The 18,516-nt window shown below is 59.3% G+C and carries 21 protein-coding genes and 1 tRNA gene; 8 read left to right on the top strand and 14 right to left on the bottom strand.

The features are described from left to right. The first annotated feature begins 11 nt into the window (after positions 1-11). Both FZX09_RS00950 and FZX09_RS00945 read left to right on the top strand, forming a co-directional pair. Positions 12-1,337 (top strand): O-acetylhomoserine aminocarboxypropyltransferase/cysteine synthase family protein, encoded by a 1,326-nt coding sequence (locus FZX09_RS00950; protein ID WP_226399224.1) that lies wholly within the window; start codon positions 12-14, stop codon positions 1,335-1,337. A 17-nt stretch (positions 1,338-1,354) separates the two neighbouring features. Next, positions 1,355-2,248 carry a homoserine O-succinyltransferase gene (locus tag FZX09_RS00945; protein ID WP_226399223.1) on the top strand — a complete coding sequence of 298 codons (894 nt, stop codon included), beginning with the start codon at positions 1,355-1,357 and terminating at the stop codon, positions 2,246-2,248. A gap of 23 nt (positions 2,249-2,271) precedes the next feature. On the opposite strand, the gene FZX09_RS00940 is transcribed toward FZX09_RS00945, so the two are convergent. Continuing rightward, positions 2,272-2,589, bottom strand: coding sequence for a hypothetical protein (locus FZX09_RS00940; protein ID WP_226399222.1), 318 nt, complete (start codon positions 2,587-2,589; stop codon positions 2,272-2,274). A 58-nt stretch (positions 2,590-2,647) separates the two neighbouring features. Between FZX09_RS00940 and FZX09_RS00935 the strand changes: the two genes are divergently transcribed. Continuing rightward, positions 2,648-3,232, top strand: a complete 585-nt coding sequence (locus tag FZX09_RS00935; protein WP_226399221.1) for an alpha-ketoglutarate-dependent dioxygenase AlkB — start codon at positions 2,648-2,650, stop codon at positions 3,230-3,232. Here the strand turns inward: FZX09_RS00935 and FZX09_RS00930 are convergent. Continuing rightward, positions 3,223-4,131 carry an AEC family transporter gene (locus tag FZX09_RS00930; RefSeq protein ID WP_370624173.1) on the bottom strand — a complete coding sequence of 303 codons (909 nt, stop codon included), beginning with the start codon at positions 4,129-4,131 and terminating at the stop codon, positions 3,223-3,225. The two genes, FZX09_RS00935 and FZX09_RS00930, sit on opposite strands and share 10 nt — an antisense overlap. Positions 4,132-4,225: 94 nt before the next feature. Between FZX09_RS00930 and FZX09_RS00925 the strand changes: the two genes are divergently transcribed. Together FZX09_RS00925 and FZX09_RS00920 are read left to right on the top strand one after the other, a co-directional pair. Beyond that, the gene (locus FZX09_RS00925; RefSeq protein ID WP_226399219.1) at positions 4,226-4,417 is read left to right on the top strand and encodes a hypothetical protein; all 192 of its coding nucleotides are present in this window, start codon (positions 4,226-4,228) and stop codon (positions 4,415-4,417) included. Between the two features lie 192 nt (positions 4,418-4,609). Then, the gene (locus FZX09_RS00920; protein WP_186497474.1) at positions 4,610-4,999 is read left to right on the top strand and encodes an AbrB family transcriptional regulator; all 390 of its coding nucleotides are present in this window, start codon (positions 4,610-4,612) and stop codon (positions 4,997-4,999) included. A gap of 461 nt (positions 5,000-5,460) precedes the next feature. Here FZX09_RS00920 and FZX09_RS00915 read toward each other — a convergent pair whose 3' ends face one another. From FZX09_RS00915 to FZX09_RS00900, 4 genes are read right to left on the bottom strand one after another with little or no spacing between them, the layout of a single operon-like run. Continuing rightward, a complete protein-coding gene (locus FZX09_RS00915; protein WP_226399218.1) occupies positions 5,461-6,204 on the bottom strand; it encodes an amino acid ABC transporter ATP-binding protein in 744 nt (247 codons plus the stop codon). After that, on the bottom strand, positions 6,201-7,175 hold the full coding sequence (locus tag FZX09_RS00910; RefSeq protein ID WP_226399217.1) for an amino acid ABC transporter permease: 975 nt from the start codon (positions 7,173-7,175) through the stop codon (positions 6,201-6,203). The genes FZX09_RS00915 and FZX09_RS00910 overlap by 4 nt, the downstream gene beginning before the upstream one ends. Further along, positions 7,175-8,065 carry an ABC transporter permease subunit gene (locus FZX09_RS00905; protein ID WP_226399216.1) on the bottom strand — a complete coding sequence of 297 codons (891 nt, stop codon included), beginning with the start codon at positions 8,063-8,065 and terminating at the stop codon, positions 7,175-7,177. Before FZX09_RS00905 ends, FZX09_RS00910 begins: the two co-directional genes overlap by 1 nt. Next, positions 8,065-9,126 (bottom strand): amino acid ABC transporter substrate-binding protein, encoded by a 1,062-nt coding sequence (locus FZX09_RS00900; RefSeq protein ID WP_226399215.1) that lies wholly within the window; start codon positions 9,124-9,126, stop codon positions 8,065-8,067. The genes FZX09_RS00905 and FZX09_RS00900 overlap by 1 nt, the downstream gene beginning before the upstream one ends. 90 nt (positions 9,127-9,216) lie before the next feature. Between FZX09_RS00900 and FZX09_RS00895 the strand changes: the two genes are divergently transcribed. Next, positions 9,217-9,540 carry a hypothetical protein gene (locus FZX09_RS00895; RefSeq protein ID WP_226399214.1) on the top strand — a complete coding sequence of 108 codons (324 nt, stop codon included), beginning with the start codon at positions 9,217-9,219 and terminating at the stop codon, positions 9,538-9,540. Here FZX09_RS00895 and FZX09_RS00890 read toward each other — a convergent pair. Continuing rightward, positions 9,519-11,081, bottom strand: a complete 1,563-nt coding sequence (locus tag FZX09_RS00890; protein ID WP_226399213.1) for a SulP family inorganic anion transporter — start codon at positions 11,079-11,081, stop codon at positions 9,519-9,521. The genes FZX09_RS00895 and FZX09_RS00890 overlap by 22 nt on opposite strands. A 30-nt stretch (positions 11,082-11,111) precedes the next feature. Then, complete coding sequence (locus FZX09_RS00885) at positions 11,112-12,425, bottom strand: FAD-binding protein (RefSeq protein WP_226399212.1); 1,314 nt, start codon at positions 12,423-12,425, stop codon at positions 11,112-11,114. Between FZX09_RS00885 and FZX09_RS00880 the strand changes: the two genes are divergently transcribed. After that, positions 12,366-13,463: a sirohydrochlorin chelatase gene (locus tag FZX09_RS00880; RefSeq protein ID WP_226399211.1), complete on the top strand. Its 1,098-nt coding sequence runs from the start codon at positions 12,366-12,368 to the stop codon at positions 13,461-13,463. The genes FZX09_RS00885 and FZX09_RS00880 overlap by 60 nt on opposite strands. A 403-nt stretch (positions 13,464-13,866) precedes the next feature. Further along, positions 13,867-14,133 carry a DUF2811 domain-containing protein gene (locus FZX09_RS00875; RefSeq protein WP_226399210.1) on the top strand — a complete coding sequence of 89 codons (267 nt, stop codon included), beginning with the start codon at positions 13,867-13,869 and terminating at the stop codon, positions 14,131-14,133. Here FZX09_RS00875 and FZX09_RS00870 read toward each other — a convergent pair. The 6 genes from FZX09_RS00870 to FZX09_RS00845 all read right to left on the bottom strand — a co-directional run bounded on the left by FZX09_RS00870 (position 14,114) and on the right by FZX09_RS00845 (position 18,415). Next, positions 14,114-15,757 carry a GMC oxidoreductase gene (locus FZX09_RS00870; RefSeq protein WP_226399209.1) on the bottom strand — a complete coding sequence of 548 codons (1,644 nt, stop codon included), beginning with the start codon at positions 15,755-15,757 and terminating at the stop codon, positions 14,114-14,116. The two genes, FZX09_RS00875 and FZX09_RS00870, sit on opposite strands and share 20 nt — an antisense overlap. Before the next feature lie 59 nt (positions 15,758-15,816). After that, a tRNA-Met gene (locus tag FZX09_RS00865) sits at positions 15,817-15,893 on the bottom strand. A 45-nt stretch (positions 15,894-15,938) separates the two neighbouring features. Then, the gene (locus FZX09_RS00860; protein ID WP_226399208.1) at positions 15,939-16,907 is read right to left on the bottom strand and encodes an asparaginase; all 969 of its coding nucleotides are present in this window, start codon (positions 16,905-16,907) and stop codon (positions 15,939-15,941) included. A 17-nt stretch (positions 16,908-16,924) separates the two neighbouring features. Continuing rightward, positions 16,925-17,419, bottom strand: a complete 495-nt coding sequence (locus FZX09_RS00855) for a CGLD27 family protein (protein ID WP_226399207.1) — start codon at positions 17,417-17,419, stop codon at positions 16,925-16,927. Positions 17,420-17,430: 11 nt separating this feature from the next. Further along, complete coding sequence (rsfS, locus tag FZX09_RS00850) at positions 17,431-17,787, bottom strand: ribosome silencing factor (RefSeq protein ID WP_226399206.1); 357 nt, start codon at positions 17,785-17,787, stop codon at positions 17,431-17,433. Next, a complete protein-coding gene (locus FZX09_RS00845; protein WP_226399205.1) occupies positions 17,780-18,415 on the bottom strand; it encodes a DUF3318 domain-containing protein in 636 nt (211 codons plus the stop codon). Before FZX09_RS00845 ends, rsfS begins: the two co-directional genes overlap by 8 nt. Positions 18,416-18,516 lie beyond the last annotated feature (101 nt).

Here is an 18,516-nt window from a genome sequence, read left to right as displayed (position 1 = left end):
CGCCGAAGACCATGTCTCACCGTTTCGAGACCCTGCAACTGCACGCCGGGCAGTCCCCGGATAGCGCAACAAACGCGCGGGCGGTTCCGATCTATCAGACCAGCTCCTACGTCTTCAATGACGCCGAACACGGAGCCAACCTTTTCGGTCTGAAGGAGTTCGGGAACATCTACACCCGCCTGATGAATCCCACCACCGACGTGTTTGAAAAACGCGTCGCCGCCCTTGAAGGCGGGGTGGCCGCACTGGCGACAGCCTCCGGGCAGTCGGCTCAGTTCCTGGCGATCACCAACTGCATGCAGGCGGGAGACAACTTCGTTTCAACGTCTTACCTGTACGGCGGCACATACAACCAGTTCAAGGTGCAGTTCCCGAGATTGGGAATCGACGTGCGTTTTGCCGAAGGCGACGACGTCGCGAGCTTTGCAGCAAAAATCGACGACAACACCAAAGCGCTCTACGTCGAGGCGATGGGAAATCCCCGCTTCAACATTCCCGATTTTGAGGGTCTTTCTGCGCTTGCCAAAGACAAAGGCATCCCATTGATCGTCGACAACACCCTTGGGGCCTGTGGGGCTCTGCTGCGACCGATTGAGCATGGCGCCGATGTGGTGGTTGAAAGTGCCACCAAGTGGATCGGGGGCCACGGCACCAGCCTGGGGGGCGTGATCGTGGATGCCGGCACGTTCAATTGGGGCAACGGCAAGTTCCCGTTGATGAGCCAGCCCAGCGCCGCTTATCACGGCTTGGTGCACTGGGATGCGTTTGGCTTCGGCAGTGACGTCTGCAAAATGCTTGGCCTGCCGGATGACCGCAACATCGCCTTCGCGCTGCGGGCCCGGGTGGAGGGCTTACGAGATTGGGGTCCGGCCGTTAGTCCGTTCAACAGCTTCTTGCTGCTGCAGGGCCTGGAAACCCTGAGCCTGCGCGTTGAGCGCCACACCGAAAACGCCATGGCCCTGGCCACCTGGCTGCAGACCCATCCCGCCATTGCCCATGTGAGCTATCCCGGTCTGGCTAGTGATCCTTACAACGCTGCCGCGAAGAAATACCTGACAGGCCGCGGGATGGGATGCATGCTGATGTTCTCCCTCAACGGTGGCTACGACGATGCAGTTCGCTTCATCGACAGCCTCAAGCTGGCCAGCCACCTTGCCAACGTGGGCGATGCCAAAACGCTGGTGATTCACCCCGCGTCCACGACCCACCAGCAACTGAGTGAGGCTGAACAAGCCTCGGCTGGAGTGACCCCCACGATGGTGCGGGTCTCTGTCGGACTCGAGCACATCGACGACATCAAGGCCGACTTCGAGCAGGCCCTAGCCGTTCTCAGCTGAATAAAGACCCAGCCCCCATGGCGCTGATCCTTCCTGGCAGTTACCACAAAATCGCGGAGGTTGAACGCAACCGGATTTCCTGGATTCAGCCTGAACAGGCCGAACGCCAGGACATTCGGCCCCTGCGTATCGGCATTTTGAACATCATGCCGCTGGGCAAGCAGTACGAGTTCAACCTGCTGCATCCACTGGGCCTTTCGGTGCTGCAGATCGAACCGATTTGGATTCGACTCAACTCCCATGCCTACAAGAGTTGGGATCAAAACCATCTCGACCAGCTCTATGTGAGCTGGGATGAAGCCTTGTCCCAAGGTCCCCTGGATGGCTTGATCATCACCGGTGCCCCCGTGGAACACCTGCCCTTTGAAAAGGTCAGTTACTGGAATGAACTGGTCCAGTTAATCGAGAAAGCGCGAAGCACTTGTGCCAGCACCCTAGGCCTGTGCTGGGCCGGTTTCGCCCTCGCCTACCTTGCAGGCGTCGACAAGGTGGCCTTCCAGCAGAAGCTGTTCGGGATCTACCCGATGCGCAGCCTTGTTCCGGGGCATCCGTTGATGGGAACCCAAGACGACCATTTCGTCTGCCCCCAAAGCCGTCATGCCGGACTACCGGATGCCGCCATGGAAGGCGCCGAACGGGATGGACGTCTTCGTTTGCTCGCCCACGGCGAACACGTTGGCTACACCATTTTCGAGACACCGGATCAGCGTCAGCTCATGCACCTCGGCCACCCCGAATACAACGTGGGACGGATCCTCGGAGAAATGGAACGCGACCAGGCCCGGGGAGATGTTCCTCCGCCTGAAAATTTCGATGCAGCCCAACCCCAGACCCTGTGGCGGTCCCACCGAAACCTTCTATTTCAACAGTGGCTTTGGTTCTGCTATCAGCGGGTCAGCCTGAAAGCCTGATCAGGCTTGGCTAGGCAGCACCATTAACCATTTCGTTTCGGGGTGAATTCCAGATTGACCGAAGGCTCGTGAGCGACGGCATCCGGACGCTCAGCTGATTTGCGATTGAGTTCCCTCTCCAGCAAGGCGATACGTCTCTCGCGCAGGCAATGACGGCATCCACCCAGGGTTTGAAGATGCTTTTCCGGTGTGATCGTGATCGGTTGAACCGGATGGGCGTTGCAACGGATTTGAACGGGACTCTTGAAACTGCGCCAGCGGATCAAGCTGTAATCGAATTGATCACCGAAGCGCTGTACGGCGCGCTTGAGGAATTCGTCTTGGGTAATGCGGGCTCCCATGCACCGAATGTATGGGACAGTCGCGGGAACGAAGCGACCTCGTCATCCGACGTCACGAATGGCCATCCATCCAGCCGCAGCTGTAACGGACTGGTCCCTGCATGAGGGTTGGCTGAAGCCAGATCTTGCCAGGCACTGGCAAACACAGCTTGAACACCAGCTCCAGTGGGAGCAGCCCGTCGTTCAGGTCTATGGCAAGCGCCACCCGGTCCCCCGAATGACGGTGTTTCTTGCCAATGAAGGAATTCACTACCGCTACAGCGGTGCCATTCACACCGGCTGTGGCTGGCCTGAATGGTTCAAGCCATTACTCCACCAGGTGAATGAAGCCTGTGAGACACACTTCAACGGATGCCTGCTCAATTTGTATCGCCATGGCGATGACCGCATGGGTTGGCACGCCGATGACGAACCGGAAATTGATCAGCGGGCTCCGATTGCCTCCCTTTCACTCGGGGCGACGCGGGATTTTCAGCTCCGCCACCGCAACACTGCTCAGCTGAAGATGTCTCTGCCGTTGGCCGATGGTGACCTTCTGGTGATGCACCCGGGGTGTCAGAGCCGCTGGATGCACAGTGTTCCCCAGCGGCGCAAAGTGCAGAGCACCCGCATCAACCTCACCTTTCGCCGTTTTCAGAACTGAGATCGCAGCAGCACGCCCCATGCAGGCGCTGTCATCAATGCCAGCAGCGTGCTCCAAAACACCAGACCTGCGGCCTGCTCCTGATCAGCACCCACAGACTCTGCAATCAGCAAAAGAGAGATCGCCGTCGGTGCGGCTCCTTGCAGAGCAACCGCCTGAACCATCAAAGGCTTGAACTTCAACAACGATGCAAGCAGCAACAGGAGCAACGGGTAAAGCAGGAGTTTGGCCACCAGTGGCTTGAGCAGCTGCACAGGACGGGCCACTGGAGCGATGCCATGACGATGAATGCTGCCCAGGCGCATGCCCACCACCATCAGAGCCAGCACAATCACGCAGCGGGAGGGCCACCACAGCGCATCGGCCATCGCTCCAGACCATGGGGTCGCCTGAACCAGCAAAGCGCCGATCAGTCCTTGGGTTGCAGGACTCCCAGCAACGCTGCTCAGAAGACCACGTAACCGTTTGGAACCATCGACCTGCCTCCCGATCAGCAGCGGTCCCAGGCTCCAGACCAGCAGTGTCGCCCCGAGGTCGTAGCCAATGCTGATGGGCAGAGCTTCGTCAGGGAGGAAGGCCAGGGCAAGAGGAACCCCGAAATAGGCCGTGTTTCCGGTGCAGCTGCCGAGCCGCAGCATGGGAGACGCCAGCTCAGCCAATCCCGGCAGGCGCGCGGCCCCCACCAGAACAAGGCCCATCGCGAGCACCGCAAGACCTGCGGCCTGCAACATGTCGCCGCTGAGGCCACCTTTCAAGAGCAGGCCCATCACACTGATCGGCACACCAAAGCGCACCAGCGGTGCAGCCAATCGGGTGGACAGGGTTTCATGGCGTCGACCAGCCCAGAACCCAAGCAGAAGAGAGGGCACAAGCTCCAGCAAAAACCGAAGAATTGGCACCTCCACCAGACAAATTGACCCTAGAAAACTGAGGTAAATGATGCCCCAGCCACAGGCTTAATCTGACGCCCGATCGGCCGCGTGGATCCAGCTGATGCAGCCAGCTTCGCGCCATCGCATCGTGCGCAGTGATCAATCAGAGGATGGGCTGACAAGGCAGCGCTTTGACAGCTACGACGCTGCCTACGATGAACTTGAGCGTTACTACGGCGATTTTTGCTGCTCTGATGATGATCGTGTCGAGTACACGATCGTTTGTGAACCCTCCGACAGTCCTGAGGTTTAAACCACTGAGGAGGCCTCAAAATCAGCCCGTCAAACTTCATCGCAGGGGAGCAGTCTCAAAAGCCAGACCACAGAGACGCATCCCTAGATACCAACCTTTCAAACCACTAAGCCTTAGCAATATCGGCTCGAATGATTGACATCCAGCCAGCCAACCAGTTATGAACTATGTATCCATTGAGACGCATTTAAAATGCTGACCGGTTCCGATCTGCTTGCCAAGGTCAAAGAGCTTGGAGATGTTTCCAAATCCGACCTGGTAAGAGCTTGCGGATACGTCTCTGACAAGAAAGATGGTGGTGATCGCCTGAATTTCACAGCCTTCTACGAAGCTCTGCTTGAAGCCAAGGGCGTGAATTTGAGCAGCGGTGGTGCTGCGATTGGCAAAGGCGGTCGCAAGCTGAGCTACATCGCCAAAGTGCAGGGGAACGGCAATCTGCTGATCGGCAAGGCTTACACCGCCATGCTGAACCTGGAACCCGGTGACGAGTTTGAGATCAAGCTTGGCAAAAAAGCCATCCGTCTGATCCCCACGGGTGCAGCTGCGGAGCACAGCGAAGCTGCCGACCAAGTTGACGAGTGATCAACTGATCCATCACCCCAAGGTGAATCCCTCTCAGCCCCTTCACCACAAGGAGGGGCTTTTTTTGGCAACAAAGCAACCCGGGGCATACCGCAGCCACGATGGGGCTGGCATCACAATTGTTGCTCGGTAATGTGAGCCCGAGTGGAGCGACAGAGTTGAAATCCTTCAGGACAACCGTCGCTTCGCTCCTGAGCAATACGTTTCTGATAGGGGGCTCAGTCGCCATATCCATCCATATCGTGCTGACTTTTTTTCGGATGCACGGACTGGCTCTGACCCTCGCTTTTGTGGTGCTTTGGCTGATCAGCGTGACTGCCTACCTCCATTGGAAGGAGCAGCATTCGAAGCCTCGGACTGTCAGCCAAGCTGCAACGCACCAAAAGAACAGCCGAAAGCCCACTGAGGCTTGGAGAGAACGACAGTCGGCCTGAAGCAATGCACGAGGCTGTGCAAGCCGTTTAGTGCTGCATCTGATTAAGGAACCTGCGGCTGCGTTCTTCCCTGGCATTGCTGAAGAACGTCTCTGGATCGGAGGTCTCCACCACCTGGCCCAGATCCATGAACATCACCCGATCCGCCACCTCACGGGCAAAGCTCAGTTCGTGGGTGACAACCACCATCGTCATGCCGCCTTTGGCCAACTGACGCATCGCATCCAACACTTCCTTCACCCGCTCCGGATCCAAGGCGCTGGTGGGCTCGTCGAACAGCATCACCTCAGGATCCAACGCCAGAGCCCGGGCGATTGCCACCCGCTGCTGCTGACCACCACTGAGCTGCGCCGGGTACTTGTAGGCCTGCTCGCGAATCCCCATCTGATCAAGAAGCTCCATCGCCCGCTCCTCGGCAGACGCCTTGGCACGCTGTTGCACCTTGATCGGAGCAAGGGTGATGTTGTCGAGAATGGAAAGGTGAGGAAACAGGTTGAACTGCTGAAACACCATCCCCACGCGCTTGCGAATCGCCCGCACCTGACGTTCACCATGGGTGGCATCCAAGGAAACCCCGAGCACATCAAGAGCACCGCCGTCCAGCGTTTCCAGACCATTGAAGGTACGGATCAGCGTGCTCTTACCGGACCCAGAAGGGCCCATCACCACAAGCACTTCGCCGCTGTTCACCTCAAGGGTGACGCCATCGAGAGCTCGAACCCCTTGGGAATAGCTCTTGACCAGATCAGTGGCACGAATGGCAACAGTCATGAGGCGGAGCGGGCAGGGTCAAGCTGAACTTCCAGGTGGCGGGCCAGTAGCGCCATGGCCGTACACGCCAGCCAGTAAACCGCAGCAAGCCAGAGATAGACCTCCAGATAGCGGCCGATGAAAGCTGGATTCGCCAACAGGCTGCGGCTGATGCCCAGTAATTCCACCAAACCCAGAATGGCCATCAGGCTTGTGTTTTGCAGCAAACCCACCGCCTGGTTGGTGAGCGAAGGAAGCGCAACCCGCAGTGCCTGCGGCAGCACCACCAATTGCAGCGATTGACGTGGCGACAGCCCCAGCACGGCTGCAGCTTCCCGCTGGGTGGGCGGAATCGCCTGCAGTCCACCGCGCACATCCTCTGCGATGTATGCCGCTGCAAACAAAGCGAAAGCCACAAGCGCCCGCAGAACCCGATTGATCTCAAGCCCTGGCGGCAGGAACAACGGAATCAGTAGTTGTCCGAAAAACAGAACCGCAATCAACGGCACAGCCCGCATCAGCTCGATGTAAGCAGCGCTGATCCAACGCATCACTGGCAGATCACTGCGCCGGCCGAGGGCTAGGAGGATCCCCAACGGAAGCGCCAAAGCACCACTGCCTCCCGTAAGCAGCAGCGTGAGCGTCAGACCACCCCAACTGCGCGTGCCCACCGGCAGCAAGCCCAAACCTCCGGCCAAAAACCAGAGACCCAGCGGTGCCATCACGATCCAGAACAACGGCAACCAACGGCGAAGCCAGCCATGCTTTGGACCGACGAGGGTCAGCAGCGTGAGCGTGATCAGTGCAGCCATCCACAGCAGCGGTCGCCAGCGTTGATCCGCTGGAAAACTGCCCACGGCATACAGCGGCAGATTTGTGGTCACCACAGACCAGTCAGCCCCAAACAGCAGCCAATGCAGCATTGACCAGCCAGCCCATCCGAGCAGAGCCAGCAGTAGCAGGGTGATCCCACGATCCAACCAACGGTTCATCAACGGCTCCTGTTGAGACGGCCCAGAACGGCACGGTTGAAGGCAGCCATGCCGCCGCTGATCAACAAATTCAGCAGCAGAAAGCTGAGCAGCAGCAGCAGGAAGCCTTCAATGGCGCGGCCGGTTTGGGTGATGGTGGTGTCACTGACGGCGTAGAGATCGGCGTAGCCCACGGCAATCGCCAGGGTGCTGTTCTTCGCGAGATTGAGGTATTGGCTCGTGAGCGCAGGAAGAATCGCCGGAAGCGCCTGGGGCAACACAATCCGACGCAGCCCTAGCCCTTCCCCAAGTCCAAGGCTGCGAAAGGCCTCCCACTGGCCCCTTGGCACAGCGTTGATGCCACCGCGCACGATCTCTGCAATCGACGCACCCGTGAACACCGTGAGCCCGACAAGAACCGCACAAAATTCAACGCTGAGATTCAGGCCTAACAACTGAATGCCCTGATTCGAAAGCCGGATCAACCCACCGATCGGCACCGACGGAAGGCCAAGGAAGGCAACGAAATACCAGAACAGCAACTGCAGGAGCAGAGGAATCTGACGAATCAACGCCACGTAGCCCCCAGCCAGGCTGCTCAGCAAACGGTTATTGCTGCTGCGGGCTGCACCAGCAGCCACACCCAGGACGGTGGCCAACACCAGACCAGCTGCGATCACCTTCAGGCTGTTAAGCCAACCGATGGTCAAGGCCCAGAGGTAGCTATCGGATGGGGCATAGGGGAGAGCTGTTTCCGCCAGTGCAAAACCAGCGGGTCGACCCAGCCAGCCAAAACCCAGCCCCAAGCCCGTCCGGATCAGATTGACGGCCAGATTGTTGACCAACAGAGCCAGAAGGCCGATCAGAACGGCGGCGACACCAACCTGAACCAGAAGACGACGCTGCCGCATCAGGTGAACGGTGGGGAAATCATCAAACCACCTTCACCGCCCAGGCGGTTCGCCCCCCTTGGAATCGCCACAGCACTGTCCGGTCCGAGATGGCGGTTGTAGATCTCGCCGTAATTGCCGGTGGCACGGATCATTTGAACGACAAAGTCATCGGCCAGTCCGAGTTTTCGGCCCAGGCCTGGATCCACACCCAAGAAGCGCCGCAGAGCGGTTTGGGAGGGATCGGCTGCGGCTTGCTTCACCACCGCATCCACATTCCCTTGGGTGATGCCCCGTTCCTCGGCTTCGATCAGGGCGTTGACCACCCAAGTCATGGCATCACCCATGGGCTGGTCCCCCCCCACCACAGCTGGAGCCAAGGGCTCCTTGCTAATCCGGTCATCAAGGATCAGATGCGCCTGGGGATCACTGAAACCTGAGCGTGCCGCAGCCAGTTGCGACCGATCAGACGTCATGGCTTCGCAGCGCCCCTGGAGGTAGCCGCCAACCACCTGATTGAGGTCTTGGTATTTGATTGGTGTGTAAGGAAGCCCCTGGGAAGCGAAGGCATCGTTGAGGTTTTGCTCGGTCGTGGTGCCCGATCCCACGCAAATGGACTTACCACTCAAATCAGCCAGCACACGCACTCCGCTGGTGGCATTCACCATCAGGCCCTGTCCGTCATGGAACACCACAGGCCCAAAGCGCAACCCGTTGCCCCCCACCGCATCGCGGCTGAGGGTGTGGGTGGTGTTGCGGGACAACAGATCGATCTCGCCCGATCGCAAGGCCGTGAACCGCTCAGGCGCGGTTAGAGGCCGGTACTGAACCTTCTCAGCATCACCAACAAAAGCAGCAGCCATGGCACGGCAGATGTCGACATCCAGGCCGGTGTAACGCCCATCAGGGCTGAGAAAACTGAAGCCTGGAATCTTGCCGCTCACCCCACAAAGCAACTCTCCACGCGCTTTGACCAGATCAAGACGCGATCCAGCCGCACTGTCCAGTGACGCGCAGGACGCAAGCAAAGAGGACAACCCGGCCAACGCAACGATCAGAACACGCGAACTGGATCGGAACATCAGCGTTGGTACGAATCGGGTGGGATTGTCCCAGATCCCGAGCAAAGCCATCACGTCCGATCTACGTTCACGGCAATCAACAATGGTGCAATGAGGGTCTGGGCCTGCCTTTTGGCCGGACTGATCGCTGGAACCACTGCTCCCGGTGCTGTCGCATGGGAAGAACAAGACCGTGGCAGTTACAACAACAAGATGGCTCTGTTGAGTTTTCTTCTAGAGAGTGCTCAACAACGAGCCGGACGTGATGTTCAGACCCTTTGCCTATTAATGAGTATCGGCAACGATGTCACCGAGCAGTACATGGCGATCAACCCTGATGACGTGCAGATTCAGCAGCGGCTCATGGCGATGCGCCAAGACCTCAGTGCCTGTCATGCCAACCAAGCTGAGGCTCATGCATGGGCTGATTCCTGACCGCCGATCCGCTCGAACAGATCAAGGCTTTCCTCGTTCAGACCAATCACGCTGACAACAGATCCACCGCTGCGGTATTTGCGGATGAGCTGATCCAACGCAGCCACGCCGCTCTGGTCCCAAATATGGGCTTGGGAGAGATCAATCGTGATGCGCTCTGGATGGTCGTGAAGATCAAATCCCTGAAGGAAATACACCTTGCTCACAAAAAACAGCTGCCCCTGCACGCGGTACAACCGCTCCTGATCACCGATCTCGACAGCCTCCACCTGAATCACCTTGGCCACCTTGCGGCTGAACAGAATTCCTGCCAGTGCCACGCCAGCCAACACGCCAAGGGCGAGGTTGTGAGGGGTGGTGAGCATCGTGACGGCAAAGGTCATCAACATCACCGAGGTGTCGCTCTTGGGGATGCGACGCAGATTGCGCAGACCGTTGATGTCAGCGGTGCTGACAGCGATGCTGATCATCACGGCCACCAGGGCCGCCATCGGAATTTGCTTGAGCCAGGGCCCTGCCAGCAGGATCATCGCCAGCAGGCTCACCCCCGAGAACAGGGTTGAGAGCCGCGTGCGACCGCCGTTGTCCACATTCATCACGGACTGACCCACCAGGGCACAGCCGGCCATGCCACCGAACAGGGACGCGACGATATTGGCGATGCCTTGCCCCCTGGCCTCAACGTTTTTATTGGTGGTGGTATCGGTCTTGTCGTCGAGGATGTCCTGGGTCAGGAAGGTTTCCATCAGACCCACCAGGGAGATGGCCAAGGCTGTGGGGAGCACCAAGCCAAGGGTGTCCAAGCTGAAGGGAACACCGCTTTCACCGAAGGGAAGGCTGAAGGAGGGAAGCCCTGCCGGAAGGGTGCCGAGACTGCTGACCGTGGGGATGTCGAAGCTGAATCCCACACTGATGGCGGTCAGAACAATGATGGCCACCAGCTGTGAAGGCACCACCCGGGTCAGCCGGGGAAGGCCATAGATGATCACCAGACCCAGCAGGACCAAGCCCCAGACGACGGGGATCTGGCCGCCATGGGGGAGCAACGACGAGGCCCCATGGTCAACATCTCCAGCATGAAGATTGAGACCGAGCTGGGGCAGCTGGGCCTGAAAAATAAGCAAGGCAAGCGCATTGACGAAGCCGCTCAGCACCCCTTGAGGAACAAAGCGCATCTGATAGGCAAGACGCAGATAACCCCAGAGGATCTGCAGTAGACCCGTCACGAGCCCGGCCACCATCAAGTACTGGACACCCAGGCCTGGCCCCCTGGCTTCACCGGTGGCCACAAGCCCTGTCATCAAAAGGGCCGTAGAGCCGGTGGCTGAGGTGATCATGGCCATGCGACCACCCACGACGGCGATGGTCAACGACAGGCAGAACGCTCCGAACAGGCCCACCTTGGGATCAACCCCAGCGATCCCCGAAAAGGCAATGGCCTCGGGAATCATCGCGAAAGCCACCACCAGACCCGAAAGCAGGTCTTTGCTGGGGTTGGCCAACCACTGATTCACCAGGGTTGGGCTGAATCGTTTGGCCATCAATGGATGCCGGTTATCGGCGACCGTAAATCAGAGCGTCGGCAGGGTGCCTGCTGGATCCAAGCGCTGTTTCAGCTTTCGCAACTCGAGCAACCAGGGGCCGAACGCTGCTTCCAACTCCTTGTGATGGAAGGGCAGATGGTCGTGAAACTGCGCCAGATGCACACCAGGGCAGGCCGGCTGGAGAATCTGCCAGACCTCCTCCAACCAAGCGAGGCTGCGCCTTTGGCCAGGGGCATCCCCGGGCGTCCACGCGGCCGTGATCCATGGTTTCCACTCGGCGTTGCGGTGCACAAATGAGCTGGCCTCCACCGCAACCTGTTGCGTCGCCGCCCCAAGCTGCTGACAGGCCAGGCTGCAGATCGGATGAGGACGGTGCTGCAGCAAACGGCATAAATCCGGCATCAAAGGCCCCCAGAGCTCAGCCGCTGCTGGCCCCAACAAGCCAACCACCTCCGTGTGAGAGCGGGGAGGCATTGGAGCCAATCCCCGCAGCGGCGGGAGCTGATGCAACCCATCGATCTTCTGCGCACCAGCCCATGGAGCATCAGCAATCCGGAGCAACTGCACCACCTCAGCGCTCTCCCAGTGCCACTGCAGGCTGGCGCTGGCGTCGGCCGCTTCCGCCTGAAGCATGAACTCAGGCAGTTGATTCGGAGACACCACGCACTGCTCCACCCAAAGCGGCACCAGCGGCTGGGTACTCATGCGCAGCTCGCTCACCACCCCCAAAAACGGCGCTGCACCACATAGGCTCCGCCACTCCAGCGAACCAGCATCGGCGGCCCGAGACAGCGCAAAGGGGCTGCCATCGCCCCAGACCCCATGGATCTCAAGTACTTGATCAACCGCGAGCCCCACCTGCCGGCTCAGCGGCCCCATGCCGCCCGTGAGCACATAGCCAAGCCCAGGCAGACCCGACAAACCAGCAGCCACGGTTCGGCCGTAGGGAAGCAAGGCCTCCAGCACCCCTCCCATGCGGCAGCCCCCTCCAATCCAGACCGACTGATCCGCGGGCTGCCACTCCAAACGTTGGAAGTGGGTTTGAAGATCCAGGGTCCAGTGATCGGCCACGGCGGCCCGCGACGTAGTCCCACCACCACAGAGACGCAGCGGCCGGGGGCCAGTCCAGTTCTGAACCAAAGCTGCCAACTCCTCTGGTCGAGGGGAAACCAGACCGGATCGCCTTGCATCAGCCGCCTGCGCATTGAAGAAAACGGGACGGTCTGAATCCATTGCGATGCGACCGATATCGTCAAACCATTGGAACAGCAGAGCGACCTTTTGGCCGAACAGCACGCGGAAAACAGCAACGAGCGCCTTGGCGTTCTGATCTGCGGCCACGGCAGTCGCAACCGATTGGCCGTCGAAGAATTCGCACAGATGGTGGACGCCCTGCGACCTCGGCTCGCCCCCATGCCGGTGGAGCACGGCTACCTGGAATTCGCCCGCCCCATCCTTCGCGATGGCCTTGAAGCGCTCAGGCAAAAAGGCGTCACCAAGGTGCTGGCCATTCCAGCCATGCTTTTCGCTGCAGGGCATGCCAAGAACGACATCCCCTCTGTCCTGAACACCTACACGGCCGAAACGGGTTTACCGATCGATTACGGCCGGGAGCTGGGGGTGGACCGGTTGATGGTATCGGCCGCCGGAGCCCGCGTTCAGGAGTGCCTGGATGCGGCGAAGCACGACGTTCCACTGGCCGAAACCCTGCTGGTGGTGGTGGGTCGAGGTTCCTCGGATCCAGACGCCAACTCCAACGTGGCCAAGGTGACGCGGCTGTTGGTGGAGGGGTTTGGCTTTGGCTGGGGAGAAACGGTGTACTCGGGCGTGACCTTCCCCTTGGTGGAACCGGGGCTTCGTCACGCCGTAAAGCTGGGCTTCCGCCGTGTGGTGGTCGTGCCCTATTTCCTCTTTTCAGGGGTTCTGGTGAGCCGAATCCGCCAACACACCGAGCTGGTGGCTGCCGATCATCCCGAGGTGGAGTTTCTCTCTGCGGGCTATCTAGGCGACCACACCTTGGTGGTGGACACCTTCAAAGAACGGGTCGAAGAGGTGTTGCGGGGGGACACCGCCATGAACTGCTCACTTTGCAAGTACCGCGCCCAGGTGCTGGGTTTCGAACAGGACGTGGGACGTGCTCAGGAAAGCCACCACCACCATGTGGAAGGACTTGCGGAAAGCTGCACGCTCTGCGAACTGGAGTGCACGGGTGCCTGCCAACCCGACGGCATCCCGATTGCCCATGACCACGGCCACCCTTCAGACCAAAGCCATGGGTCAGACCACAGCCATGCGCACCATCACCCGCCCTATCCCCATTCCGATCACCCCCTTGGGCCGGTAACGCTGCAACGCAGAAGCGACACTCCTAAAGATTGAGTCCATATCCCTTAAGGGAAACGGTTTCCCAGTGACCAATGACACGGTTCTCGAAAGCGACTGCAGCGACGAAGCAAAGATCAGGCTTTCTTATCGAAATTGCTTCGCCAGGGTCCACCCTCTTTTTCCACAAAAAACAACGTCGTTTTCCACAGGCAGAAGTTGGCCCGCCGGCTGTGACGGTCAACCTGTGAATTTCTGAGGGAATCGTGCCACTGGGTTGACAGACTTCCTATCCGACCTAGGCCAACCGCATTTCGTCATTGCTCATGCACTCAGACCCAGTCACAGACTGCCGTCTCATCTCGTCTCACCTGCAATTCAACAAAAGTGGACGGCTTTGACGCAAGCGCCGGTTATGTGGCTTTCATAGTTGGCGTTGGACAGGGACAAGCCGGAAGGAATGAATCGAAATCACCTTGAGCGATGCCATGAAAAGGGGACCACTGAGCGCGGTACTGCTTCAAAAGCCAGCTACGTGAGCCTGGAAACGGAAATCCCCGAGGTGCTCTATCGAGGCATGAAGGATTTCCTCGGGGAGAACCCCACCTGGGACCAATACCGCGTGATGAGTTCTGCTCTCGCCCACTTTCTGTTTCAGAACGGCTGTGACGACCGCGCCGTTACCGAGCGCTATCTCGACGATCTGTTCATCCGCCCCGACCACTGAGGGCCATCAGACAGGCCCGACGGCTCAGGGCCATCATCGTTAGGGTTGGGCTCTGCCAAGCCGACGTCGGCCAACAGGCGCCATCCACCACAAGAACGTTGGGAGCTCGCCAAAGACGGTTAGAGGAATCAACAACGCTGCTGGTCTCACTTCCCCCCATCGCAGCCCCTCCCACCTCGTGGATGTAGTAGCCAGGGGGGGCTGCACCGTCCGATAGCGCAACAGCTCCCTCCAGGAAAGGCTCAACCAAGGGCAGGTGGAAGAGGTCTTTGATCGATTTGGCTTCGCCTCCGGCGGCGGTAATGCAGGCCTGAATTGAAGCGCGCATGTGCCCCACCATTGCCAATTCATTGCCGCTCCAACGGCAGGCAATCGAGGGGACACGCACGCCCCAGCGGTCCATGCGCTCACTCAGGGTCACCCTGTTGTCAGCCCTGGGTAGAACTTCGCCATGACCAATGAGGAACCCTGTGATGGTTGAAGGGCGACGCCGCAACCACCGCGGCGGATCAAACCGTCCAATGCCACCCCAGAGGCCATAGCCGCCCTGAAAATCAGCCGATGGCAGGTGTCGGCCAAAGGGAACAAAAAAACTTCCAGCCCCCGTGAGCATGGGCTGATCGCCCTGAACAGGCTCGGGGAAGGCAAAAAACTGCGATGTGGACACATGGTCCATCAAGCGTGTTCCAAGTCGTCCTGAAGGGTCGTCCAAACCGTTGCTCTGTTCCCCACGACGGGAACGCAACAGGATGGACACGGTCTGGATCGTGGAAGCAGCCAAGACCACGAGATCCGCCTTCAACTCCCTGCGGTTGCCGTTGGATTGGTCAACGGCAACCACACCAATGGCTTTGTCTCCGCCTGCATCCATCAACAGATGCTCCACCAAATGCGCAGAAAGCAGCTGTGTGCGTCCTGTGGCCATGGCGCGGGGAAGGCTGCTGCCGCGACTGCTGGAACGAGGCCAGGCGGGATCCTCTCCCTGTGGCGCCGGACCAAACCCCCTTGAGGGAATCACGGGATAACCCAACCGTTGCCTTACAGCTTCAGCAAAACGCTCTTCCGCCGGCGTCGCCGCCAGAGCCGGTTGCGTTTCGCCATCCGGCAGATGATTCAAACCATCGCGCCCACCATGAACTCCTAGCCAGCGCTCCAGTTCGGCGTAGTGAGAAGTCAGCTCACCGCTGCGCAAAGGCCAACTGACCTGTTCACCCTCCACATCCACACCAGCCAGATCCTCATCCGAGAGACGCAGGGTGATGCCACCCCATGTGAGGCTGCGGCCGCCAACCTGCAAACCTCGCGTCCACAGAAACGGCTGTTCCGCCGGGTGCTCGTAGGGATGCAGACGCTCGTCGGCATACAGACGAGGGTTGGCTTTCCAGTAGCCGGGATGCTGGGACTGCAGGCGGTGGCTGCCGCTGATCAGGCCCACGATCCGCCGCAGCAGATTTCCTGGTTCAGACCCGAAGGCTTGCGTGCTGTTGAGGTCAGGTCCTGCCTCCACCACAAGCACGCGCGCTCCTGCTTCAGACAAGGTCATGGCGGCCACGCCGCCACTCGCTCCCGAGCCAACAACAATGGCGTCCCAAGGGCCATCGCAGTTCATGGAGCGACTGCTCATAGAGGTACGACAAGCAAAAAAAAATCTCCCGTTAGGGAGATCTCTTATTCAATCAGAGTTGGTGGCGGGGGGGAGATTTGAACTCCCGACCTTCGGGTTATGAGCCCGACGAGCTACCAGACTGCTCTACCCCGCGACGACCTGAAAATCATACATGTCGGTGTCGCACGTGACAGCAAAGTCACGACTGCAAGGCACCGGACACTCTGAGCTTGACGGTCGGGTTCACGACCAGTACCTGCTCATCGAGCTCATCGAGCCCCATCGGTGTGAGCCACTCCAGTTGACGCAACAAATGCAGAGCAACCGCTTGCTTGGCACGACGGGAGCCGTCTTCCACCTTGATGGCTACTCCAAGACCCTCACCAACGCGGCTGAGGCATTGAATACCCTCTGCACCACCTTTGCTCAAGACCTGACCATGGCTGCGCCTCATCAGCTCGGTGTCAAAACGACCCTCGCCGGCCACCAGATCGGGATGACTCAGCATCGCTCGACTGATCTGCTCGAATTCAGCATTCTGTGAAGCGCCTAGGTGGGCATAGAGCAAGGCCATCTGAGCGAACTGCAACACCAGGGTGGGAGCACCACAGTCATCCCGTTCTGCAACCAATTCCTCAGCAGGTAGACCGATCAGTTCAGCGACCCGGCGGTTCACTTCAACCTGCAGCGGATGGTCCTGCTGGAGATAGGTCTCGATCGGCCAGCCCATCTTTCGACTGGTGGCCAGGAAGGCAGCGTGCTTACCAGAACAATTGTGCTGCAGCGGGCTATCAGCCCCATTGGGAACTGGACATTGAAGTGAGGAGCTGTCCAACTCTGCTTTCCAGAGCAATCTGAAGGCTTCCCGGGCGTGGGCATTGGTACCCGCATGGGACGCGCAGCTGATGGCGATGCCCCGTTCATCTACATCCAGTTGGTCGGCGGTTCCACTGCTAAGAAACGGCAGAGCCTGAAAGGGTTTAAGAGCCGAACGAATGAAACTTTCCTGCCCGGGGTTTCCTGCCGACATCAACACCCGTCCTCGGCCATCACAAACCACCGCATGAACGCGATGCACCGATTCCGTAATCGATCCACGCCGCAGACAGACCTCAAGGGGGGCTGAGGCGGATCGGGCTGCAGGGCTGAAGCCCGAGGGCAAAGTCATCGGACACCCCGATTTGTTCAGAGAGCCTGACAGAGACTGGCACCGGCCAGCATCAAACCCGCCGATGTGGCCATGGCTCGTCCCAGACGACCAAGGATCGGGCGAACCTCATGCCGGGCCACAAGAAGATCCCGTTCCCGCCAGGACAGCGGCTTTTCCCAAGTCTGCCCGTCGTACCAGCCGGATTCCTCGTAGTCGACGGATTCACGCAGAAGCCTCTGCATGACGTAAGTCCATCCAAGCCATTGCCGAACCAGTAGCAGCAGGGGGAGCACAAGAGCTGCAACAGCGGCTGAGGCCAAGAGCCTGGGCGGATCCTGCTTCAAGGTCCAACTCCCACTGGCAATCAAGCTGCAGACCGGAAGTATCAGCAGCCAGAAGCCGGCAAGGCGTTGAGTCAGGCGAGGAGCTTGCCCCGCTGGCCAAGAAAAGAACCATGACTCGCAGAGCTGCTGAAACTCTTCAAGTGGCCGCTGCTCCGGCGGAACGGGGCAGGACACCGCTTCTGGCATGGGGCAAGCGGCTAGTTATCCGACGGTAAGAAGGTTCGGCTTTCACCGTGACTCCAAAACGCCTCAAGGTCGTAGTAGCCGCGCTCATCGGGCATCAGCACATGAACGATGACGTCGCCGTAGTCCAGAAGAGCCCAGCGCCCCTCATTCAGCCCTTCCTTCCGCAAAGGAAGCAGGTCTGCCTCCGTCTCCAAGCGGTCTTCAACAGACCGTGCAATGGCACGCACCTGAACATCGGACTGACCACCGGCGATGACCATCCAATCGGCAAGGCTGGAGACTTCATCAACGCGGATTAGTCGGATATCAGTGGCCTTGCGGTCATCGCAGGCGTCTGCCACCAACTCAGCAAGCTTCTCGCTATCCATAAACATTCTCACTGGTGACGGAACTACGTGAGCCCTCCTGTTGGGCCATTTCAGCTCTGGCCTTGCTGGCGCTCTTGCGCAGGGCCTCAAGACGGTCTTCGTAGTAGCTGCGGCGGCGCTTCTTGCGGGTCTTCTCGACCAAGTCCTTCAGCGCTCCCCCCAAACTGCGGTAGGCATTGGGCACGCTGTAACCAAACCGGCAGGCCAGGTCAATCGCGCGCTCATCAGCGCTGATGGCGTCTTGAAGACGCTTTTCAGAATTGTTCTTCAGGTACAGCCTGTAGCCCGCGAATCCGGAAAGGCCAAGGGCCATCATCAGCAGCAGGCCGTCCTGAACCCACAATTCACCGATGGCTCCCCCGAGGCCGATGGCGAGAGCCGCCATCTCCCAACCATCCCGAGGAATCGTGTCGTTCTGAATGCGGCCAACCTCGTGCCAGAACAAGAGATTGCGATGGTCCAGCGCGAGGGCATCCCATTCATCGAGATCCACCTGGATCTCCACTTCATCCCGCCCGATCTCTTCCAGGGTGATCAATGGAGGATCGACTGCAGCAGCTGATTCCACAAACACCCAGCTCTGCATTTCCGGTGGCAGCAGCCCCTTCAGGCGCTGGAGCTCACTCATTGCAACTCTGGTGCTGATCTGCACTCACCGTAGCGAGGCCAAGTCCCGCGGTCGGGGCAAGGCCGCGTGAGAGGCTTGAACTGTTTGGCCAAGGACGATTT

Origin of the sequence: Synechococcus sp. MU1643 (assembly GCF_020514095.1) — a bacterium.
GTDB lineage: Bacteria > Cyanobacteriota > Cyanobacteriia > PCC-6307 > Cyanobiaceae > Parasynechococcus.
This window is presented reverse-complemented; position numbering and strand designations above follow the sequence as displayed.